This is a genomic window from Nonomuraea muscovyensis (genome assembly GCF_014207745.1).
In the GTDB taxonomy this organism is placed as follows: domain Bacteria; phylum Actinomycetota; class Actinomycetes; order Streptosporangiales; family Streptosporangiaceae; genus Nonomuraea; species Nonomuraea muscovyensis.
Map to the genome: position 1 here is coordinate 224883 of NZ_JACHJB010000003.1, position 21133 is coordinate 246015.

23 protein-coding genes are annotated in these 21133 nt (G+C 72.6%); 10 read left to right on the forward strand and 13 right to left on the reverse strand.

Features of this window, described 5'->3' with window-relative positions; translation table 11 throughout:
* Positions 1–21: 21 nt before the first annotated feature.
* Entirely contained in the window at positions 22–483 is a 462-nt protein-coding gene (locus FHU36_RS32630; RefSeq protein WP_185087945.1) for a Gfo/Idh/MocA family protein, read from the forward strand.
* On the opposite strand, the gene FHU36_RS32635 is transcribed toward FHU36_RS32630, so the two are convergent.
* Positions 462–1706 (reverse strand): aminotransferase class V-fold PLP-dependent enzyme, encoded by a 1245-nt coding sequence (locus FHU36_RS32635; protein ID WP_185087946.1) that lies wholly within the window; start codon positions 1704–1706, stop codon positions 462–464. The two genes, FHU36_RS32630 and FHU36_RS32635, sit on opposite strands and share 22 nt — an antisense overlap.
* On the opposite strand from FHU36_RS32635, the gene FHU36_RS32640 reads away from it, so the two are divergent.
* A complete protein-coding gene (locus FHU36_RS32640; protein ID WP_185087947.1) occupies positions 1705–3102 on the forward strand; it encodes an aminotransferase-like domain-containing protein in 1398 nt (465 codons plus the stop codon). The two genes, FHU36_RS32635 and FHU36_RS32640, sit on opposite strands and share 2 nt — an antisense overlap.
* On the opposite strand, the gene FHU36_RS32645 is transcribed toward FHU36_RS32640, so the two are convergent.
* Complete coding sequence (locus FHU36_RS32645; protein ID WP_185087948.1) at positions 3092–3637, reverse strand: type 1 glutamine amidotransferase domain-containing protein; 546 nt, start codon at positions 3635–3637, stop codon at positions 3092–3094. The two genes, FHU36_RS32640 and FHU36_RS32645, sit on opposite strands and share 11 nt — an antisense overlap.
* Positions 3634–4035: a DUF2809 domain-containing protein gene (locus FHU36_RS32650; RefSeq protein WP_221497060.1), complete on the reverse strand. Its 402-nt coding sequence runs from the start codon at positions 4033–4035 to the stop codon at positions 3634–3636. Before FHU36_RS32650 ends, FHU36_RS32645 begins: the two co-directional genes overlap by 4 nt.
* Before the next feature lie 46 nt (positions 4036–4081).
* On the opposite strand from FHU36_RS32650, the gene FHU36_RS32655 reads away from it, so the two are divergent.
* From FHU36_RS32655 to FHU36_RS32680, 6 genes are all read left to right on the forward strand, one after another.
* A complete protein-coding gene (locus tag FHU36_RS32655; RefSeq protein WP_185087950.1) occupies positions 4082–5722 on the forward strand; it encodes an ABC-F family ATP-binding cassette domain-containing protein in 1641 nt (546 codons plus the stop codon).
* A gap of 118 nt (positions 5723–5840) precedes the next feature.
* Positions 5841–7658, forward strand: a complete 1818-nt coding sequence (locus tag FHU36_RS32660) for an ABC transporter substrate-binding protein (RefSeq protein ID WP_185087951.1) — start codon at positions 5841–5843, stop codon at positions 7656–7658.
* The gene (locus tag FHU36_RS32665) at positions 7655–8722 is read left to right on the forward strand and encodes an ABC transporter permease (RefSeq protein WP_185087952.1); all 1068 of its coding nucleotides are present in this window, start codon (positions 7655–7657) and stop codon (positions 8720–8722) included. The genes FHU36_RS32660 and FHU36_RS32665 overlap by 4 nt, the downstream gene beginning before the upstream one ends.
* A complete protein-coding gene (locus FHU36_RS32670) occupies positions 8719–9603 on the forward strand; it encodes an ABC transporter permease (RefSeq protein ID WP_185087953.1) in 885 nt (294 codons plus the stop codon). Before FHU36_RS32665 ends, FHU36_RS32670 begins: the two co-directional genes overlap by 4 nt.
* The gene (locus FHU36_RS32675) at positions 9600–10592 is read left to right on the forward strand and encodes an ABC transporter ATP-binding protein (RefSeq protein WP_185087954.1); all 993 of its coding nucleotides are present in this window, start codon (positions 9600–9602) and stop codon (positions 10590–10592) included. The genes FHU36_RS32670 and FHU36_RS32675 overlap by 4 nt, the downstream gene beginning before the upstream one ends.
* Entirely contained in the window at positions 10589–11605 is a 1017-nt protein-coding gene (locus FHU36_RS32680) for an ABC transporter ATP-binding protein (RefSeq protein ID WP_185087955.1), read from the forward strand. Before FHU36_RS32675 ends, FHU36_RS32680 begins: the two co-directional genes overlap by 4 nt.
* Positions 11606–11645: 40 nt before the next feature.
* Here FHU36_RS32680 and FHU36_RS32685 read toward each other — a convergent pair whose 3' ends face one another.
* The 4 genes from FHU36_RS32685 to FHU36_RS32700 all read right to left on the reverse strand — a co-directional run bounded on the left by FHU36_RS32685 (position 11646) and on the right by FHU36_RS32700 (position 14182).
* Complete coding sequence (locus FHU36_RS32685; RefSeq protein ID WP_185087956.1) at positions 11646–12470, reverse strand: NmrA family NAD(P)-binding protein; 825 nt, start codon at positions 12468–12470, stop codon at positions 11646–11648.
* A 119-nt stretch (positions 12471–12589) separates the two neighbouring features.
* The gene (locus FHU36_RS32690) at positions 12590–13225 is read right to left on the reverse strand and encodes a maleylpyruvate isomerase N-terminal domain-containing protein (protein ID WP_185087957.1); all 636 of its coding nucleotides are present in this window, start codon (positions 13223–13225) and stop codon (positions 12590–12592) included.
* 19 nt (positions 13226–13244) lie between these two features.
* The gene (locus FHU36_RS32695) at positions 13245–13559 is read right to left on the reverse strand and encodes a DMT family transporter (protein WP_185087958.1); all 315 of its coding nucleotides are present in this window, start codon (positions 13557–13559) and stop codon (positions 13245–13247) included.
* Positions 13556–14182 (reverse strand): FMN-dependent NADH-azoreductase, encoded by a 627-nt coding sequence (locus tag FHU36_RS32700; RefSeq protein ID WP_185087959.1) that lies wholly within the window; start codon positions 14180–14182, stop codon positions 13556–13558. The genes FHU36_RS32695 and FHU36_RS32700 overlap by 4 nt, the downstream gene beginning before the upstream one ends.
* A 75-nt stretch (positions 14183–14257) precedes the next feature.
* On the opposite strand from FHU36_RS32700, the gene FHU36_RS32705 reads away from it, so the two are divergent.
* Positions 14258–14803 (forward strand): TetR/AcrR family transcriptional regulator, encoded by a 546-nt coding sequence (locus FHU36_RS32705; RefSeq protein WP_185087960.1) that lies wholly within the window; start codon positions 14258–14260, stop codon positions 14801–14803.
* On the opposite strand, the gene FHU36_RS32710 is transcribed toward FHU36_RS32705, so the two are convergent.
* From FHU36_RS32710 to FHU36_RS32730, 5 genes are all read right to left on the reverse strand, one after another.
* On the reverse strand, positions 14766–16250 hold the full coding sequence (locus tag FHU36_RS32710; protein ID WP_185087961.1) for an MFS transporter: 1485 nt from the start codon (positions 16248–16250) through the stop codon (positions 14766–14768). The genes FHU36_RS32705 and FHU36_RS32710 overlap by 38 nt on opposite strands.
* A 71-nt stretch (positions 16251–16321) precedes the next feature.
* Positions 16322–16810, reverse strand: coding sequence for a MarR family winged helix-turn-helix transcriptional regulator (locus FHU36_RS32715; protein ID WP_185087962.1), 489 nt, complete (start codon positions 16808–16810; stop codon positions 16322–16324).
* 144 nt (positions 16811–16954) lie between these two features.
* The gene (locus tag FHU36_RS32720; RefSeq protein ID WP_185087963.1) at positions 16955–17731 is read right to left on the reverse strand and encodes an SDR family NAD(P)-dependent oxidoreductase; all 777 of its coding nucleotides are present in this window, start codon (positions 17729–17731) and stop codon (positions 16955–16957) included.
* Between the two features lie 41 nt (positions 17732–17772).
* Positions 17773–18711 (reverse strand): ribose-phosphate diphosphokinase, encoded by a 939-nt coding sequence (locus FHU36_RS32725; RefSeq protein ID WP_185087964.1) that lies wholly within the window; start codon positions 18709–18711, stop codon positions 17773–17775.
* Between the two features lie 18 nt (positions 18712–18729).
* A complete protein-coding gene (locus FHU36_RS32730) occupies positions 18730–19197 on the reverse strand; it encodes a GNAT family N-acetyltransferase (RefSeq protein WP_221497061.1) in 468 nt (155 codons plus the stop codon).
* 159 nt (positions 19198–19356) lie between these two features.
* Here FHU36_RS32730 and FHU36_RS32735 point away from each other — a divergent pair, with 159 nt between their 5' ends.
* Positions 19357–20022, forward strand: coding sequence for an LmbU family transcriptional regulator (locus FHU36_RS32735; RefSeq protein WP_246503025.1), 666 nt, complete (start codon positions 19357–19359; stop codon positions 20020–20022).
* Between the two features lie 13 nt (positions 20023–20035).
* On the opposite strand, the gene FHU36_RS32740 is transcribed toward FHU36_RS32735, so the two are convergent.
* The gene (locus tag FHU36_RS32740; RefSeq protein ID WP_185087966.1) at positions 20036–21058 is read right to left on the reverse strand and encodes an RICIN domain-containing protein; all 1023 of its coding nucleotides are present in this window, start codon (positions 21056–21058) and stop codon (positions 20036–20038) included.
* Positions 21059–21133 lie beyond the last annotated feature (75 nt).

A 21133-nucleotide genomic window follows, 5' to 3' on the forward strand; every position in this document is an offset into this window, starting at 1 on the left:
TAACTAAGGGGGGTCGATGAGGTGATCAGGACCGGAGTGGTCGGAGCCGGCGGCTGGGCCGCCGGCTCGCATCTGCCCGCGCTGGCCGGGCTGGCCGGCTACGAGGTGACCGCGGTCGCGACGACGCGCCAGGAGAGCGCGGACCGGGTCGCGGCGGACCACGGCGTGCCGCTGGCGTTCGCCGGCGCGGGGCCGCTCGTCGCCCACGACGAGGTGGACCTCGTCGTGGTGTCGGTGAAGGCGCCCGAGCACGCGAAGGTGATCAGAGCCGCCCTGGAGGCGGGCAAGCACGTGCTGTCCGAGTGGCCGCTCACCGTGGACCCCGCCGAGGCGGCCGAGCTGGCGGAGCTGGCCTCGGCCGCCGGCGTGACGCACGCCGTGGTCACCCGGGACCAGGACGTCTCCTCCGACCGGACCCGGCACGTCCTCGGCTGGAGCCCCACCCGCCCCTCGCTGCTCGCCTACCTGCGCGACGGCGGGTGAGTCACGAGGTCGGCGACGACGGCGGCGACCTGGTCCACCTCCTCCTCGGTGTTGTAGTAGTGCGGTGACAGACGCAACGCCCACGCGACGTCCTTGTCGGCGAAGTCGTACTGGGCGAACTCGCGCAGGCTCAGTGCCGAGTTGATCCGGTGGGCGTCCAGGGCCCGCTTGAACGGCTCCGCCTCCCAGCCGGAGACGGCGAACGTCACCAGGGCGGCCGGACGGGGGCCGCGGTCGAGCACCCGGACGCCGGGGACGGCGGCCAGCAGATCGCGCAGCCGGTCGCCGAGGGCCGGCGTGCGGTGGGAGATGGGGTCCAGGCCGACCTGGAGGGCGTAGCGGACGGCGGCGGCGCAGCCGAGGAGGGTGGCGTAGGGGAACTCCCACTCCTCGAACCGGGCAGCCGTCTCGACCGGCCGGTACGCGCCCGGCTCGACCCAGCGCGCGCCGTACATGTCGATGAACAACGGCTCGTACCCGGCGCGCAGCACGCGGTCGGAGACGTACAGGAAGCCCGACCCGCGCGGCCCGCGCAGGAACTTGCGGCACGTGGCGGTGAGCAGGTCGCAGCCGATCTCCGTCACGTCGAGCGGGAGCTGGCCCGCCGACTGGCAGGCGTCGACCATGTACAGCAGGTCCAGCTCGCGGCAGTGCCGGCCGATCTCGGCCACCGGCTGGACGAGGCCGGAGTTGGTGGGCACGTGCGTCGCCGCGACCAGCCGGGGCCGGCGGGCGCGCATGAGGGCGGCCATCGCCTCGACGTCCACCCCGGCGCCACCGGGCAGGTCCGGGGCGTGCACGACCTCGACGCCGTGCCGCCTGCGCAGCGACAGGAACGCGATCTGGTTGGAGATGAAGTCGTTGCGGGTGGTGAGGATGACGTCGCCCGGCTCGAAGGCGATCGCCGACAGGGCCTTGCTGTAGGCGTGGGTGGCGCTGCCGGCGAAGGCGACGTTGTGCGGGCCGCAGCCCAGGAGGTCGGCGACGGCCGCGTAGAAGTCGCGTACCTCCTCCGCACGGGCGGCCGACGCCTCGTAGCCGCCGATGCCGGCTTCGAGGTCCAGATGGTCGTGCATCGCCCGCAGGGCCGGCCGGGGGATCAGGCCGCACCCCGCGTTGTTGAAGTGGATCACCGAGTCGCAGCCGGGCGTGTCGGCGCGCAGGGCCGAGACGTCGAGGAGCGTTTCTCCACGCTGCGCAAAAGCGCTACTATGATCTCTCATGGCCGAGAGTAGCACTTTCGAGATGATCGTCTCCAGCCTGCAGCGCGAGGTCGCCCGCCTCGCACCTGGCGACCGGCTGCCGAGCAGCCGTGACCTGGTGCGCAGGCACGGTGTGAGCCCGGTGACGGTGGCGCGGGCCATCGCCCAGCTCGCCGCCGAAGGGGCCGTCGTGACGCGCCCGGGCAGCGGCACGTTCGTGGCGGCGCGGCGGTCGCAGGCGGCCGAGCCCGACACGTCCTGGCAGGCCGTGGTCCTCGGCGACCGCAGCGTGGCGGCGCCGCGGGGCCTCGTGGGACCGCCTCCGGACGAGGCCGTCGCGCTGGCGGGGGGCTACCTGCACAGGTCGCTCCAGCCGGGCAGAGCGCTGGCCGCGGCGCTGGCCAGAGCCGCCCGGCGGCCGGACGCCTGGGACCGCGCGCCGACGATGGGCCTGGAACCGCTGCGCGCGGTGTTCGCCCGGCTGGTGGGCGGCGACGTGGAGCCGGGCGACGTGCTGGTCACGGGTGGCGGGCAGGGGGCGCTGTCGATGGCGTTCCGGGCCGTCGCCGCGCCGGGCAGCCCGCTCCTGGTGGAGTCGCCGACCTATCCGGGCGCGCTGGCCGCCGCCCGCGCGGCCGGGCTGCGGCCCGTGCCGGTGCCGATGGACGGCGACGGGGTGCGGCCCGATCTGCTGGCCGACGCCTTCGCCACGACCGGCGCGCGCCTGCTGTACTGCCAGCCGACCTTCCACAACCCGACCGGCGCCGTGCTGGCCCCCGAGCGCCGCCGCCAGGTGGTCGAGGTGGCCCGGGCGGCGGGCGCCTTCCTGCTGGAGGACGACTTCGCGCGGCACCTGGGCCACGGCGGGCCGGTGCCCCGGCCGCTGGTGGCCGACGACCGTGACGGCACGGTGGTCTACCTGACCTCGCTGACCAAGCCCGCCTCACCCAGCCTGCGCATCGGGGCGCTGGTGGCGCGGGGCCCCGTGCTGGAACGGCTGCGCGCGATGCGGTTGGTGGACGACTTCTTCATCGCCCGGCCACTGCAGGAGGCGGCCCTGGAGTTGGTGAGCACGCCGGCGTGGGACCGGCACCTGCGGGCGCTGGCGGCGGCGCTGCGGCAGCGGTGCGCCGCGCTGGTGGGCGCGCTCGCCCGCGAGGCGCCCGCGTGGGTGCCCGAACGGGTCCCGGCCGGCGGGCTGCACCTGTGGGTGCGGGCGGGCGACGCCGACGGCGTGGCCGAGGCGGCGCGGGCGCGCGGGGTCGCCGTCGCCTCGGGGCGCGACTACTTCGCGGCCGAGCCGCAGGGCTCCTATCTGCGGCTCGGGTTCGCGGCCGCCGCCGACGCCGGTGAGCTGGCCGAGGGCGCGCGCCGTCTCGGCGCCGTCGCCCGCGACCGGGGCCCGGCTACGCGCTGAAGGCGTCGATCATCGCCTGGTCGAACGCCTTGAGGTCGTCCGGCCTGCGGCTGGTGACCAGCATGTTGGGCCCGGCCGTGCAGACCACCACCTCGCGGTCCACCCACTCCGCGCCGGCGTTGCGCAGGTCCGTCCGGAGGCTGGGCCACGAGGTGACCATGCGCCCGCGGACCACATCGGCCTCGATCAGCGTCCACGGCGCGTGGCAGATCGCGGCCACCGGCTTGCCGGCGTCGAAGAAGTCGCGGATGAACCGCACCGCCTTGTCGTTCATACGCAGGAAGTCGGGGTTGGCGACACCGCCCGGGAGCATCAGCCCGGCGAAGTCGGCCGCCGAGACCTCCTGGACCGTGGCGTCCACGGCGAAGGTGCCGGCCTTGTCGAGGTGGTTGAAGGCCTGGACCCGGCCCGAGTCGGTGGAGATCAGCCTCGGTGCGCCGCCGGCCTGCTTGACGGACTTCCACGGCTCGGTGAGTTCGGCCTCCTCGACCCCTTCGGGAGCCACGAGGAACGCGATCGTCTTGCCGTGCATCATCTGGATTCCCCCTTGACGTGCCTTCCCTCCTCCCTTTCCGCTCGGTCCGGAGGTATGCGCCGCCCGAGCAGCCAGGCGTGCACGGCCCAGGCCGCGCCCGCGCCCACGGCGTACCAGAGCAGGTCCGGCGGGTTGAACGTGCTGCCGAGCAGCGGCCGCAGCGCCGGCGGGATGCCGGCGAGCTGGGCGAACTCGATCGCCCAGCTCAGCCCGGCGGCCACCGCGGCCGCCAAGGCGGGCCGGACCCGTGGCCACACCAGCACGACCAGCACGAAGATCAGCACGGTGTAGAGCGCGTCGCCCGCGTACTTGGCGACCGGCCCGTCCCACAGGGCGCGCACCCCGAGCCCGGCGGCGACGGTCAGCAGGGCGGCGAGGAGGACGGGCAGGCGGGGCACCGGGCCCACGATATTCGGTCGACCGGGGCAACTACCATCAGAGCACATGAGCGCGACCATGGTGGCCAAGGAACTGTCGGCCGGGCACGGTGACCGTGTCCTGTTCTCGGGGCTGGACCTGGTGGTGGCCCCCGGCGACGTGATCGGGCTCGTCGGCGCGAACGGCGCGGGCAAGTCCACGCTGCTGCGCCTGCTGGCCGGACTCGACGCGCCCGCCGAGGGCGCCGTACGGCTGAGCCCCGCCACCGCGACCGTCGGCCATCTCCCGCAGGAGCCCGACCGCAGGCCGGAGGAGACGGTCGGGCGGTTCCTCGCCCGGCGCACCGGCGTGGCGCGGGCGCAGCACGACCTCGACGCGGCCACGCAGGCGCTCGTCGAGCAGGCCCCGGGAGCCGACGACGCCTACGGCACGGCCCTCGAACGCTGGCTGGCGCTGGGCGGCGCCGACCTGGAGGACCGGGCGGAGGCGGTGGCCGCCGAGCTGGGCCTGACGGTGAGCCTGGAGCAGCCGATGACCTCCCTGTCCGGCGGCCAGGCCGCCCGCGCCGGGCTGGCGTCGCTGCTGCTCAGCCGGTACGACGTGTTCCTGCTGGACGAGCCGACCAACGACCTCGACCTCGACGGGCTCGACCGGCTGGAGCGGTTCGTCACCGGCCTGCGCGCGGGCACGGTGGTGGTGAGCCACGACCGGGAGTTCCTGGCGCGCACCGTGACCAAGGTGCTGGAGCTGGACCTCGCCCAGCAGCGGATCCGGCTGTACGGCGGCGGCTACGGCGCCTACCTGGAGGAGCGGGAGGTGGCCCGCAGGCACGCCCGCGAGCAGTACGAGGAGTACGCCACCACCCGCGCCGACCTGGAGGCCCGCGCCCGCACGCAGCGCGCCTGGATGGAGAAGGGGGTCAAGAACGCCCGCCGCAAGGCCACCGACAACGACAAGATCGGCCGCAACGCCCGCGTGGAGGCCACCGAGAAGCAGGCCGCCAAGGCCCGCCAGACCGACCGGCTGATCGAACGGCTGGAGGTGGTCGAGGAGCCGCGCAAGGAGTGGGAGCTGCGGATGGAGATCGCCGCCGCGCCCCGATCCGGCGCGGTCGTGGCCACGCTGCGCGGCGCGGTGGTCCGGCGGGGCGCCTTCACGCTCGGGCCGGTGAACCTGGAGATCGGCTGGGCCGAGCGGGTGGCCATCACGGGGGCCAACGGCTCGGGCAAGTCGACGCTGCTGGGCGCGCTGCTCGGCCGGATCGGGCCGGACGAGGGGCACGCCGCCCTGGGGTCAGGAGTGGTGGTCGGCGAGGTGGACCAGGCCAGGGCGCTGTTCGAGGGCGAGGAGCCGCTGCTCGACGCCTTCGCCGAGCACGTGCCCGAGATGGTGCCCGGGGAGATGCGGACCCTGCTGGCCAAGTTCGGGCTCAAAGCCTCCCACGTGCTGCGCCCGGCCGCCACCCTGTCGCCGGGCGAGCGCACCCGGGCGGCGCTGGCGTTGCTGCAGGCCAGGGGCGTCAACCTGCTGGTGCTGGACGAGCCGACCAACCACCTCGACCTGCCCGCGATCGAGCAGCTCGAGTCGGCGCTGGCGAGCTATCCCGGCACGCTGCTGCTGGTCACCCACGACCGGCGGATGCTGGAGGCCGTGCGGGTCGACCGGCGGCTACGGGTGGACCAGGGACGGGTCTCCGAGTCCCGCTGAAAATTTACACCGATCAAAGAAACGATGATGAAACAATTCTCCGCCGCTCGTTGACACGCGGTCTTCGTATGGTGTGCCTTCTTACACACAGGAATCCCCGCCTGAAGGTGAGGCACATATGAGGAAATGGTTCGCACGCCTGGCTGTGCTGGGCGTCGCGCTGTTAGTCGCAGGTCAGGGCCAGGTGGCGCTGGCCCAGGAACCTGGGGCGGGGAAGAAGGTCCTCCGCGTGGGCGCCACGCAGGCCGTCGACTCGATGAACCCCTTCCTGGCCGTCCGCATCGTCTCGACCCAGGTGCACCGCTGGATGTACGGGTTCCTCACGGTGCCCGACTCCAAGACGCTGCAGCCCAGCCCCGACCTGGCCGAGTCGTGGACGGCCTCCGACGACGGGCTCACGTGGACGTTCAAGATCCGCCAGACGAACTGGTCGGACGGCAAGCCGGTCACGGCCGAGGACGCCGCCTGGACCTTCAACAAGATCATGACCGACGACGCCGCGAAGACCGCGAACGGCCCCGCCGTCGAGAACTTCGAGAGCGTCACGGCCAACGGCCAGGACCTGGTCATCAAGCTCAAGGCCCCGCAGGCCTCGATGCTGGACAACCCGATCCCGATCATGCCCAAGCACGCGTGGGAGGGCGTCACCGACCTGGCCAACTTCGACGGTGACAAGTACCCGTCGGTGAGCAGCGGTCCGTACATCGCGACCGAGCACAAGAAGGACCAGTACATCAAGCTCAAGGCCAACCCCTCCTACTGGCGGGGCGCGCCCAAGATCGACGAGCTGCAGGTCATCTTCTACGACAACCCCCAGGCCGCCATCGCGGGCCTGAAGAAGGGCGACATCGACCTCATCGGCCGGCTCAACCCGCCGGAGTTCGAGGCGATGAAGGGCGACCCGAACATCGAGCAGTGGGACACCCAGGGCCGCCGCGCGGCGTACCTGCAGATCAACCACGGCGCCACCACCACGGACAACAAGCCCGTCGGCGACGGCCACCCCGCGCTGAAGGACGTGAAGGTGCGCCAGGCGCTGCACCACGCCATCGACAAGCAGAAGCTGGTCGACGAGGTGTGGGGCGGCCTGGCCAGGCCTGCCGACGGCTCGATCGTGCCGCCCATGTTCAAGGACTTCTTCTGGGAGGCCACCGGCGACACGAAGGTCACCCACGACGTCGCCAAGGCCAACCAGATCCTCGACGACGCGGGCTACAAGAAGGGCTCCGACGGCGTCCGCACGATGCCGGACGGCAAGCGCAAGCTGGAGTTCCGCTTCACCATCCACACCGACACGCCGATCGAGGACAAGCTCGCCGAGTACCTGGCCGGCTTCTTCAAGGAGATCGGCATCACGCTGACCACCGTGAAGCTCGACTCCAGCAAGTTCAGCGACGAGACCGGCGTGGCCGCCACCTTCGACATCGCCATCAGCGGCTGGTCGGTCAACCCCGACCCCGAGGAGATCCTGGCGACGCACCTGTGCAGCCGGCGGCCCACCCCGGCGGGCGAGGGCGGCGGCACCGAGTCGTTCTACTGCGACCCGACGTTCGAGAAGCTCTACCAGGAGCAGCTCAAGGAGCTCGACCGCACCAAGCGCGCCGGGATCATCAAGCAGATGCTGGAGCGCCTCTACACCGACGCCCCGGTCATCGCCATCTACTACCCGAACAACCTTGAGGGCTACCGCAAGGACCGCGTCACCGCCATCACCCCGATCCCCGAGGAGAAGGGCCTGCTGTACGGCGGCAGCAGCTACTGGCCGTTCTACACCGTCGACGTGGCGGCCTCCTCCACCGGCGGCAGCGGCGGCACGGACGGCGGCGGCTCCAACACCGGCCTGATCGCCGGAGTCGTCGGCGGCGTGGTGGTCCTCGGGCTGGCAGCCTTCCTGCTGACCAGGCGGCGCAGGAGCGCCGCGGACGACCGCGAATGACGACCCCGCTCGAATCGGCAGAGCCCGCCGTCGCCCAGGCGGCGGGCTCGTCGGGGAGCACCGGCGAGGACCGTCCGGCCGGCCGGGGCACGCTGCGCTACGTGGCGTCGAAGGCCGGCGGGGCGGTGCTCAGCATCGCCATGGTCATCGTCGGCACGTTCTTCGTCTTCCGGCTGCTGCCCGGCGACCCGGTGCGCAACCTGGCACAGGGCCGCCGCATGACCCCCGAACAGCTCGACCTGGAACGCCGCCGGCTCGGGCTGGACAAGCCGATGCTGGAGCAGTTCTTCGACTTCGTCGGCCAGACGCTCCGCTTCGACCTGGGCACCTCCTACGAGTACAAGCGACCCGTCCTCGACCTCATCGGCGAGCGGATCGGCGCGACCCTGCTGCTCACCGGGACCGGCCTGGTCATCGCGGTCAGCCTGGGCATCTGGCAGGGCACCCGGGCGGGCTGGCGGCACGGCTCCCGCTTCGACCGGGTCTCCACCGGCGTCTCGCTGCTGCTGTGGTCCGTGCCGACGTTCTGGCTCGGGCTGCTGCTGATGATGACGTTCGGCGTCGGCATCGGGCCGATCCCCGGCATCCTGCCGTTCCGCGGCATCGAGAGCGTCGACGCGCCCGACGGCTTCGGCTACCTCCTCGACGTGGCCGCGCACATGGCGCTGCCGTGCCTGACCCTGGTGGCCGTCGTCTACGCCCAGTACCTGCTCGTCATGCGCTCCTCGCTGCTGGAGGAGGTCAGCCAGGACTACGTGAACGTGGCGCGGGCCAAGGGGCTGCGCGACGACGAGGTGCGGCGGCGCCACGCGGTGCCCAACGCGCTGCTGCCCACGGTGACGCTGGTCTTCATGCGGATCGGCTTCATCGTCGGCGGGGCGGTCACCGTGGAGTACATCTTCACCTGGCCCGGGCTCGGACAGCTCTTCTACGAGGCGATCAAGGTGCCGGACTTCACGCTCATGCAGGGCACGTTCATGCTCATCACCATGTCGGTGATCATCATGAACACGCTGGCCGACGTGGTCTACCACGTCCTGGACCCGAGGGTGAGGTCGGCATGACCAGCGTCGCCTGGGCGCGCAGGCGGCTGGCGGCCGGCCGCTTCTGGGAGAGCTTCCGCCGCGAGCGGGCCGGCCTGACCGGGCTGGTGATCCTGCTCGCCGCCGTCGCGGCCGCGCTGGTCGCGCCGCTGTTCATCGACGAGAGCGTGACGAGCGTGGTGTCCGGCACCGGCGCGAAGTTCGCGCCGCCGAGCCTGGACGAGCCGTTCGGCACCGACGAGTCCGGCCGGTCCATCCTGCTGATGGTCTGGTGGGGTTCGCGCACGTCGCTGCTCATCGGCTTCCTCGCCGCGCTGGTCAGCATCGTGATCGGGATGGTCGTCGGCATCGCGGCCGGGCACCTGCGCGGCTGGGCCGGCGCCGTGCTCATGCGGATCACCGACTGGTTCCTGGTGCTGCCCTCGCTGGTCACGGCCATGGTGCTGGCGGCCATCCTGGGCGGCAGCACGTTCACCATCATCATGGCCATCGGCGTCACCACCTGGCCGGCGACCGCCCGGCTGATCAGGGCGCAGACGCTGTCGGTGGAGGCCCGGCCGTACATCGAGCGGTCCCGGGCGCTCGGCGGCGGCCACTGGCACATCACGACGCGCCACGTGCTGCCGAACGTGGCGCCGCTGCTGCTGGCCAGCACCACGCTGGAGGTGGCCAGCGCCATCGTCACCGAGTCGACGCTGGCCTTCCTCGGCGTGAGCTCCAACAAGACCTCGTGGGGGACCATGCTGCGCGCCTCGTACGACTACGGCGCGGCCACCCAGGGCGCGTGGTGGTACATCCTCGTGCCCGGCCTGTGCATCCTGGCGGTCGTCATGGCGTTCACGCTGTGCGGACGTGCCCTGGAGGCCGTGCTCAACCCGCAGCTCAGGAGGGCGGGCGCATGACGTTCCTCGAACTCGACGACGTGTCCGTCACCTACCGGATCGCCGCCGGCGAGGTGCCCGCCGTGCGCGGGGTGTCGCTGTCGCTGGACGCGGGGGCCGCGCTCGGGGTCGCCGGCGAGTCGGGATCCGGCAAGTCGACGCTGGCCATGGCGCTGCTGCGGCTGCTGCCGCGCGGTGCTCGCCTCGGCGGCCGGATCCTGCTCGACGGCGAGGACGTGCTGGCCATGAAGTGGGGCCGGCTGCGGGCCGTGCGCTGGGCCGAGGCGTCCATCGTGTTCCAGGGCGCCCAGCACGGGCTCAACCCGGTGCGCCGGATCGGCGACCAGATCGCCGAGCCGCTCCTCGTCCACGGGCTGGCCAGGCCGGAGGCCGCGCGCGGCCGCGTGGCCGAACTGCTGGAGCAGGTGGGGCTGCCCACCTGGCGGGCGCGCAGCTACCCGCACGAGCTGTCCGGCGGGCAGCGGCAGCGCGTCATGATCGCGATGGCGCTGGCCTGCTCGCCCCGGCTGATCATCGCCGACGAGCCGACGACCGCGCTCGACGTGATGGTGCAGGCGCAGGTGCTCACGCTGATCAAGCAGCTCGTGGCGGAGAACGGCATCTCACTGATCATGATCTCGCACGACCTGTCGGTGCTCGCCGACGTCTGCGACCAGCTCGCGGTCATGTACGCGGGCCGCCTGGTGGAGCACGGGCCGGCGGGGGAGGTCTTCCACGAGGCCCGGCACCCGTACAGCCAGGCGCTGGCGGCGGCGTTCCCCACGGTGGGCGACCCGGCCTCGCGGCTCGCGCCCAGGGGCCTCGGCGGCGACCCGCCCGACCCCATGCGGCTGCCGAGCGGCTGTTCGTTCCACCCGCGCTGCCCGGTGGCGCGGGAGGAGTGCCCGACCCTGGACGTCGAGCTGTGGCCCGCCGGCGCGGGCCGCCGGGCGGCCTGCGTCCACGTCCGCGAGCAGTCGCCGGCCGCAACGAAGGGGGAGACGTCATGACGGAGACACAGGCCTCGGCCGAACCCGTCACCGCGGACGGCCGTTCCACGCTGCTGGAGGCGCGCGACCTGCACGTGGAGTTCGCCGCGCGCGGCCGGCGCGCCCGCGCGGTGGACGGCGTCAACCTCGCCGTCGGCCCGGGCGAGATCGTGGCGCTGGTCGGCGAGTCCGGTTGCGGCAAGACGACGCTCGCCCGCACCCTGCTCGGCCTGGAGCGCCCCACCTCCGGCTCGGTCCGGTACGGCGGGACGGAGCTGAGCTACCGGTCGCGGGCGCTCAAGGCCTACCGGCGGGAGGTGCAGCTCGTCCTGCAGGACCCGATGGGCTCGCTGAACCCGAGGCAGACCGTCTACGAGGCGGTGGCCGAGGGTCCGCGCATCCACGGCCTGCCGGACGAGCGGGAGATCGTGGCCTCGGCGCTGGCGCGGGCCGGGCTGCGGCCTCCGGAGCGGTTCTTCCTGCGCTACCCGCACGAGCTGTCCGGCGGACAGCGCCAGCGCGTGGTGATCGCGGGCGCGCTGGCGCTGGATCCCAAGGTGCTCATCGCCGACGAGCCGGTGGCCTCGCTGGACGCCTCGGTGCGGGGCGAGATCCTCGCCCTGCTGCTGAGGCTGCGCGACGACCTGGGCCTGTCGGCGCTGGTGGTCACGCACGACCTGGGGCTGGCCTGGAACATCGCCGACCGGGTCGCCGTGATGTACCTGGGCCGGATCGTCGAGTCGGGGCCCGTGGAGCAGGTGCTCACCGCGCCGCGCCACCCGTACACGCAGGCGCTGCTGTCGGTGCTGCCGGAGTCGCCCGAGCGGGTGGTGCTCACGGGCGAGCCGCCGGACCCGACGCGCATCCCGGGCGGCTGCCGCTTCCACGCCCGCTGCCAGGTGCTCGCCTCCGGCCGGGCGGCGGAGGCCGGGGTGGACGGCAGGTGCCGGTCGGAGCCGCTGGCCGTCCTGCCCGCCGTCCCGGCCGCGCAGGCGGCCTGCCACTACGCGCAGGTGGCCGAGGCGGACGCGTGATCCCGTGGCCGCCCGGCGCGGCCATGGGTCCCGCGCGACTCTAGGCGCGGAAGGCGTCCGCGTGCTCGGCCGCCCACTCGGCGAAGCTCCGGGCGGGCCGGCCGGTGACCTGCTCGACGGTCGGCACCACGGTGTAACCGACCTCGGGGGTGTTGCCGAGCGCCTCGATGAGGAACCCGATCGTCTCCTCGCCCATGCCGACCGCGCGCCACTGGTCGCGGGCCTCGTCCTCGGTCAGCTCGACGAAGGCGATCTCCCTGCCGAGCGCCTCGCCGAGGATGCGGACCTTCTCCCGGGTCGTCAGGGCCTGCGGGCCGGTCAGCGGGTACGTCCTGCCGCCGTGGCCGCTCTCGGTCAGCGCCACCGCGGCCACGGCGGCGATGTCCCTCTCGTGCACCATCGCGCTGAGCCGGTCGCCGAACGGCTCCTTGACGACGTCCTCGTACCTCACCGAGTGGGTCCACCACTGGAGCGTGTTGGACATGAACTCGACCGGGTGCAGCAGGGTCCACTCCATGCCGGTCGCGGCCAGAGCCTGCTCCAGGGGCCCGTCGGCGCGCCCGCCGAGCACGGTGACCCGCTGGATCCCCGCCTTCACGGCCAGCTCGACGATCCGGTCGCCGTGCTCCAGCGGGGCGTAGTCGTCGCCCGCGAAGTTGATGAAGTGGACGGCGGTGACGCCGTCGAAGGCGGGGACGAGCGTGTCGGGGTCGGCCAGGTCGCCCGCCACGACCTCGACGCCCTCGGGGAGGGTGGCGCGGCCGGGGTCGCGGGTGAGGGCGCGCACCCGCTGACCGGCCCGGACGAGCTCGGCGACGAGGTGGCGGCCGACGGTCCCGGTGGCACCGGTGACGAGGATCGTCATGGCGGACTCCTTCTGCACTCTTCGGAACGGATCGTTCTGTTCTCAGAATAGCAGAACGGAATGATTCATTCCATAGAGTTCGGTGTGTGAGATCCCGCCGGTGCTCCCGTCGAAGAGGGTCAGAAGGCGCTGATCGTGGCCGGGGCCCGCTCCGCCCTGCTCAGCGTGCGGATGACCGCCGTCGCGCCGTGGCGGTGCACGGCCAGCCGCGCCAGCAGCTCGACCACCGGGTCGATGACCGAGGGGGGCAGTTCCGGCGTGTCCACGCCCACGCTCGCGGCCAGGTCGTCGGAGTGCACGACCAGCTCCATCACGCGCGTGAGCAGGAAGTCGTCCAACCGAAGCGACCAGCCCGACGAGGCCAGGTGCACGATCCTGTCCGCGGGCTCGGCGGGCAGCACGGCCCGCTGGCGCTCCAGCAGCTCGGCCGTCCTGGCGGCCAGCGCGGCCGGTCCGTCGGCCGCCGACGCCTCACCGGCGCGCCGGATGCCCACGTTGCTCTCGTGGTCGAGGCCCGCCTGCACCCATGGCGACATCACGTAGTGGTCCAGCAGGTTCACCGGCTCCTGTGTCGCCTCCGAGTCGAGCGCGTCGGCCACGCGGACGAGCTGGTGGGCGAGGTGGCCGGCCAGGCCCGCGACGCTGAACTCGGTCAGCGCGCTCGGCCTGTCCCAGGCCGCGGCCACCGCCGGGTCGTGCAGCAGGGTGACGGCCGACTCCGCCGCCGTCAGGTAGGCCCGCCTGATGTCCCCCATAACAGCCCTTTCGTCCTGGTTAGGTGGTGACTCGGGCCAACACTATCCCTCCGACGATCAGGGCCAGCGCCGCCATCCGGCCGACGGAGACGGGGTCGTCGTGGAGCACGATGCCGAGCGTGATCGCCCCCGCCGCGCCGATCCCGGTGAAGACGGCGTACGCCGTGCCGACCGGCAGCGTGTTCATCGCCTGCGACAGCAGCCACACGGCCGCTGCCATCAGGACGAGGCAGACCAGGGTGGGCAGCGGCCTGGTGAAGTTCTGCGTCGGCTTGATGCTCTGCGCCCAGGCCACCTCGACCAGGCCCGCCAGCAGCAGGACCAGCCAGCTCATCGCGACACCGCCTCCAACGCGGCGCTCAGCGACGCCTCGTGCGCGCCGCGCAGGTGCGCCAGCGCCGGATCGAGGCAGGCGTTGACCAGCTCGGCGTGCACGAACGTCACGTCCTCGACCGCGAAGTGCCCCTTGAAGAAGTCGCGCAGGTAGCGCTCCTCGTGGTCCACCGGCTCGCGGGGGGTGCCGGGGCCGTACGCGCCGCCGCGGGCGCCGGTGACCACGAAGGAGCGGCCCGCCAGCGACATCTTGGGGAAGGTGATCTGGTCGATCCACGCCTTGAGCGAGGAGGGGATGGAGAAGTTGTACATCGGCGTGCCGATGAGGATCACGTCGGCCGCCACCACCTCGTCGAGCAGCGGCGCCAGCACCGCCCACGCCTGCTCCTGCGCGGGGGTGCGCACCGCCTCCTTGTAGCGGGCGATGTCGGTGATCTGGTGCTCCAGCACGTAGTCGCACAGTTCGGTCCACGCCTCGCCGATGTGTGGCACGGGGTCGGCGGCCAGGTCGCGGTAGACGTACCCCGCGTCCGGATGGGCGGCTCGCCACGTCTCGGCGTAGCGCCGCGACAGCTCGCGGGAGAAGGAGGCGCGGCGGGCGCTGGCGTCCAGGTGCAGCAACATGAGGATTCCGATCTCTAAGCGGACACTGCGTCCATTTAATCATAACCGGACGCTGTGTCCACATAGACTGTCGGCATGGAGAGAGCCGATGCCGCGCGCAACCGCGCCAGGATCCTGGAGGCGGCCGCCGCCCTGTTCGCCGCCAGGCCGCCGCAGGAGGTGACGATGGACGAGATCGCCAAGGCGGCCGGAGTGGGCCGGGGCACGCTCTACCGGCGCTACCCGGACCGCGCCTCCATCGCGGTGGCCCTGCTGGACGAGCACGAGCGGGCCCTTCAGGAGGAGCTGCTGCGCGGCGAGCCGCCGCTCGGGCCCGGCGCGCCGCCGGCCGAACGCCTGGCCGCCTTCTACGCCGCCATGGTGCGGCTCCTGGAGGACCACGCCCACCTGGTGCTCGGCAGCGAGGTCGGCCGGTCGCGGTTCGAGACCGGGGCGTACGGGTTCTGGCGGGCGCACGTCCGCTCGCTGCTCGTCGCCGCCGGCACCCCCGCGCCGGGCGCGCTGGTCGACGCCCTACTCGCCCCGCTCGCCCCCGAGGTGTACGGCTACCAGCGCTCCGACCTCGGCCTGACCCCCGCCGAGATCACCGAGGCGTTGACCCGGCTGACCCGCTGCCTGTGAAGCCGTGCTCCTCCTGGGCGGGCCGGTCGGCGGCGGCGACCGGGCCGGCGGGGGCGGGCCGGCGCAGGACGAGGAGCGCCACGGCGAGCGCCGCGAGCAGCAGCCCGGCGGAGATGGCGAACGCCAGCCGGTACCCGCCGGTCAGCGCGGCCGCCTGGCCGGCTCCGGCGGCCAGCAGCTCCCCGGAACGCGAGGCGGCCATCGTGGACAGCACCGCCACGCCGATGGCCATGCCGACCTGCTGGGTGGTGTTGAACAGCCCGGAGGCCAGCCCCGCGTCGCTCTCCCGGGCGCCGGACATGCCCAGCGTGGCCAGCGCCGGCAGCACCAGCCCGCCGCCCGAGATCAGCACCATCGCAGGGAGCAGGTGGGTGACGTAGTCGGCGTTCACCGGGATGCGCGTGAGCAGCAGCATCGCCGCGACGAGCAGCGCCAGGCCGGCCACCAGGACGGCGCGGGCGCCGAAGCGGGCGCTGAGCCGGGCCGAGACGAACAGGGAGATCGAGCCGATGCCCACCGCGGCCGGGAGCATCGCCAGGCCGGTCTCCAGGGCGCCGTAACCCACGACCCGCTGCATGTAGAGCGCGACGAGGATCTGGAAGGCGAACATCCCCGACAGGCTCAGCATCTGGGCGAGGTTCGCGCCGGCCACGTTGCGTGAGCGCAGGATCCGCAGCGGCATGAGCGGCTCCTTGGCCGTCGCCTGTCGCGCCACGAACGCGGCCAGCAGGGCCAGCGACACCGCCCCGAGGCCGAGGGTGTGGGTGGACAGCCAGCCGTGCTCCTCGACCTTGACCACCGTGTAGATGCCCAGCATCAGTCCCGTGGTCACCAGCGCGGCCCCGGCGATGTCGGCGCCTGCCGCCAGGCCGATCCCGCGGTCGGCGGGCAGGGCCCGCAGCGCCAGCGCGACGGTGACGGCCCCGATCGGCGCGTTGATGAAGAAGATCCACGGCCAGCTCAGCGCGTCGGTCAGGACGCCGCCCAGCACCTGGCCGATCGACGCGCCCGCCGCCCCGGTGAAGCTGAAGATCGCGATTGCCTTGCCCCGCTCGACGGGGTCGGTGAACAGCGTCACCAGGATGCCCAGGACCACGGCGGAGGCCAGCGCGCTGCCGACGCCCTGCAGGAACCGGGCGGCGATCAGCAGGCCGGGCCCGGTCGCCGCGCCCGCCAGCAGGGAGGCGGCCGTGAAGACCGCGTTCCCGGCCAGGAACATCGTCCGCCGCCCGATCAGGTCGCCCAGCCTCCCCGCCAGGAGCAGCAACCCGCCGAAGGGGATCAGGTAGGCGTTGATGGTCCAGCTCAGCTCGGCGGCCGAGAAGCCCAGGTCCTTCTGGATGGCGGGCATCGCCACCGTCACGATGCTGCCGTCCAGGATCGTCATCAGTCCCGCCGCGGACAGCACGCCGAGTGCGGTCCAGCGCGAGTTTCGTGCGTACGACATCGTCTCTCCCGTCTCAAGTCGACAGGAGAGACCGTAGCAGATAGTTCTGTTACAGACGATCCCTTTCGGATCTAACGTGCGCGCTCCCGTGCCCGGCGAGCCCCCTGGGAGGTCTCGGCGGGGGTGGCGAGATGCCCGCCGGCCAGGCGGTTCAGGGCACGCACCAGGACCTCGCGCTCGTCGTCGGGCAGCGCGCCGAGGCTCGCCCGGTGCACGCCGTCCACGATCTCCTGGCTGCGCTGGGCGACGGCCGCGCCCGCCTCCGTGACCGCGACGATCCGCGCCCGCCTGTCCGTGCTGGACGGGCGGCGCTCGGCGTACCCGGCCTTCTCCAGCGCGTCCACGGTCACGACCATCGTGGTCTTGTCCATGTCGCCCAGCTCGGCGAGCTGGATCTGGGTGCGTTCCTCCTCCAGGGCGTGGACCAGCACGCAGTGCATGCGCGGCGTCAGGCCGATCTCGGCGAGCGCCGCCGTCATCTGGGTGCGCAGCACGTGGCTGGTGTGGTCGAGCAGGAAGGACAGATCCGTTTCGGTACGCGTGGGAGCCATCGCCGTCATACCGCCAGCCTACCCAAGCAGTCCCGGTGCGGATTATCCGCGAAGGGACGATCCCGCTCTCGCGGCGCCGTGGACAGGGAGGACGCGGGACGGCCGCGCCCGCTGTCAGGAGACGGCCGAGCCGGACCTCCTGACCGGGGCCGGTCAGAGCGCGTGGCCCCCGGCCACCTGCAGCACCTGGCCGGTGATCCAGCGCGCCTGGTGCGAGGCGAGGAACACCACCGCGTCGGCGACGTCCGCCGGCTCGCCCACCCGCCCCATGGGCACGATCGAGCGGACCCGCTCCTCCGCGGCGGCGTCCATCCACCCGGTCTGCACCGGCCCGGGGGCCACCGCGTTGACCCGGATGCCCGTGGCGGCCAGGTCGAGCGCGGCCGCCCGGGTCAGCGCCTCCAGGGCGGCCTTGGACGTCCCGTAGCCGAGCTGGCCGGGGAACGCGCGGGCGGCGTCGGTCGAGATGTTCACCACGCACGGGACGCCGCCGGCCGGGCGCCGCCGTACGAGCTCGGCGATCAGCAGGGCCGGGGCGATGGCGTTCACCTGGTAGGCGCGCCGCAACGCCGGGGCGGTGACCGTGTCGATCGTGTCGGGGCTCTCGCAGTGCGCGGCGTTGTTCACCAGCACGTCCACCGGGCCGAGCCGGCTCTCGACCTCGTCGAACAGCCGCGGCGGCGCGCCGGACTCCCGCAGGTCGGCCTGGACGGCGATGGCGTCGCCCAGCTCGGCGGCCAGCGCCTCGGCCCGGTCCGGCGGGGGCGTGACGTGTTCCCACGTCACGCCTGGAGGCGGCGGGGTCTCCGCGACGCCGTGCACGGCCACCCGAGCCCCCTCGGCCGCGAAGGCCCGGGAGATCGCCGCGCCGATGCCCCCGCCGCCTCCGGTGACGAGCACGACCCTGCCCCTGAGTCTCGTGTCGGCCATCGGACGATCATGGCAAACGGGGCGAGGGCCGGGCAAGGTCGTCAGGGAGTGGTGAACAGGGCGCTCACCGACTCGCCGTCGTGGATGCGGCGCATGGCCTCGGCCAGGGCGGGGGCGATCGACAGGACCGTGAGCTTGTCGCTCGGCTTGGGCGGCGGCACCGTGTTGGTGCACACGATCTCCGTGACCTCGGGCAACGCGCTCAGCCGTTCGATCGCGCCGCCGGCGAACAGGCCGTGGGTGCAGGCGATGCGCACCGAGTTGACGCCGCGCTCGCGCAGCCGGTCGAGCAGCTCGATGACCGTGCTGCCCTTGGCGATCTCGTCGTCCAGGATGATCACATCCTTGCCCGCGACGTCGCCGATCACCGAGCTGATCACCACGCGGTCGTCGCTGAAACGCTGCTTGGCGCCCATCGCCACCTGCGTGCCGAGCAGCCGGGCGAAGGCCGCGGCCTCCTTGGCGTTGCCCAGGTCGGGGGAGACGACGACGGTGTTCGACAGGTCGTACCGGCGGAAGTGGCCGGCCAGCTCGCGCAGGGCGTGCAGGTGGTCGACGGGGACGCTGAAGAAGCCGTGCACCTGCGGCGAGTGGAGCGTCATCGCCAGCACCCGGCTGGCGCCCGCCGTCACCATCAGGTCGGCGACCAGCCGCGCCCCGATCGAGATGCGCGGTGCGTCCTTTTTGTCTGATCTGGCGAAGGCATAGTGCGGGAGAACCACGGTGGTCCGGGCGGCGGACGCGCCGCGCGCGGCGTCGAGCATGAGCAGCAGCTCGACCAGGTGTTCCTGGACCGGCGGAACCAGGGGCTGGATGAGGAAGACGTCGCGTTCGCGGCAGTTGGCCTGGAGCTGGACCTCCAGGACGTCGTTGGCGAAACGGTTGATCTGGACGGGATGGAGGGGCGTCCCGAGGTGGGCGCAGATCTCCTCGGCGAGCTCGGGGTGGGCGCTTCCGCTGAAAACCGTGATGTCACGCACGTTTCCCAGAGGATAGCTTTACGGGCTCAGGTAGTGGTGCAGCAGGGCGGGCTCTCCGGCGGCGTTGAGCCAGCGGGCGCGGGTGCTGCCGAGGCGCCGCCAGCCGTGCCGCTCGTACAGGGCGATGGCGGCCCGGCCCTCGTCGGACACCTCCAACGTCAGCGGGGAGACCTCCGCCAGCACGGCGTCGAGCAAGCGGGCCGCGAGCCCGCCGCCCCGCGCGCCGGGCACCACGAACAGGCGCGTCACGGCACCGGCGACAGACATGCCGGCCGACACGGCGACGTCCGGCTCGACCTCCGCCAGCCCCACGTGACCCGTGACGCGGCCGTCCTCCATCGCGACCCAGGCCCGCACGAGGTCGGCGGGCGTCAGCCAGCGCGCCGGGGTGTCGGGCCAGTCGACCGGGTAGCGGTCAGCGGCGTGCACCTCGGCGAGCGCCTGCACGCACGCGTCGAGGTCGGCGCCGGTACGGGGACGGATCACCGATGTCTTCTCGCAGCTCAATCGCGCCTCTCGGGCCCTGAACAGTTCGGAACAGTTCGGAACACCCTACCGGTGACGATCACTCTTACTTGCCCCATCTTGCCCGGCTATCGTCCGACTGTCCGAAAGGAACCTGAGTGCACCGAGGGTGAAACGGCGATGACAATCATGCGGGTGATGTCGGTCGACCAGCTTCTCGAAGCGGAGAACCAGGCCTCCGGCCGCGGCAAGCCTCTCCGCCGGCCGGCGCGAGACCGGCTGGGCGTCGGCTCGGCGGCGGCGACCAGACGGGCGAGCCTGCGGCTTCCCCCGCGTCTGCCGATCGAGGAGTGGCGGCGGATCGGCGCGCAGATCGGTCTGATCTCGGACGCGTCGAAGTGGTGGCTGGGTGACTGGCTCGTCTACGGCCAGACCGAGTACCCGGACCGTTACCTCCAGGCCATCGAGCGGACCTCGCTGGACTACCAGACGCTACGGAACTACGCATGGGTGGCCCGCAAGTTCGACGTCGGACGGCGGCGGCCTGGACTCAGCGTGCAGCACCATGTGGAGGTGGCCGCCCTGCCCGAGCCCGACCAGGACCGGTGGCTGACCGAGGCCGAGACACATCGCTGGTCGCGGAACGAACTCCGAAGGCGCATCAGAGGCGAGGCCGCCACGGAAACGGGCCGGCCGGGCCGCACCCGGGCGCCGGCCGTCAGCGTCAAGCCGTCGGCGGAACAGCGCGAACGCTGGGAGGAGGCCGCCACCAAGGTCAATCGTGACCTGGCGAGCTGGATGGTGCACGTCCTGGACGAGGCGGCCGGGCAGGACCGGCCAGGGTGACGGACGGCGCCTGTCACCGCTGACGGGGGTCGAGGGTGAACACCTGGTGCGCCCCCCGGGTACAGCGATCCTGGATGAGCTGCATTCCCGGCTCCTTGCTGGCCTGGTGGACACCGATGCAGTACGCGGGACCGGACGCGGAGCGCAGGAGATGTCCACCCCTGACGGTGTCGACCGCCTCCAGCCTGAATCTCTGGTCGGGACGGTCGGGGTCGCAGGTGGAGCCGGAGATCAGGAGGCGTGGACCTCGCCCGCCGAGGTCCACGGTCGCGCATCCGATGCCGTTCGTCGGATGGTCGAGTTGGATCCGGAAGAGGCCTTCCGCCGTCGGTTCGAGGATGATCGCAGGCTTCGCGACGGCGCAGTCGTGCTGCCCGAGCACGATCCGCTCGGATCCCTTGAGCAGTTCGGGGCCCTCGCCCACGCACAATCCGCTGTGCGCGACCCGTAATCGGTAACGGCCGTCCCGCTCGGCCGACGGGGCGGTCGACGAAGCGGCGTAGGCGGCCGCCGAGGGGCCCGAGCCGCCCGAGGTCGCCGAGCGGCCTTGCGGGCCGAAGGCCCACGAGGCCACGAGGACGAGACCGATGACGGCGATCGACGCGAGGCCCAGGACGCCTGGGCGCCATCGCGGCGAGGAACCCGGCCCGGCCTGGGGAGCCGCCGGTTCGGCTCGGCTGGCAGCCGGTTCGGCTTGGGGGACCACCGGTTCGGCCGCTCGCCCGGCCGCGACGACGGCCGGCCCGGAAGCCATGGCCATGGCCAGGCGTGCGCGCGCGGCCAGCCACGACTCCGCCGTCCCGACGCTACCCCCGCAGGCCCGGACGAGGGCGCGCACGACCTCGGGACTCGGCATGCTCTCCCGGCTCAGCGTCGAGGACAAGGTGGAGATGGGCAGCGACTCGCCGGCCGCCGCCGCCTGCTCGGCCAACCCGCGATAGGACAGATTGCTGGCGGCCTTGATCTGCCGCATCGCGGCGAGGAACTCGGGGATGTCGCGTGCGGCATGGGGATCCGGCCAGGCGTTCTCATCCATGCGTCGCGGGTCCGTGAGCAGATCTCACACGGGGATGTCGATCAAGCACGGAAGCGAAGCCTAGACGTTGCGGGC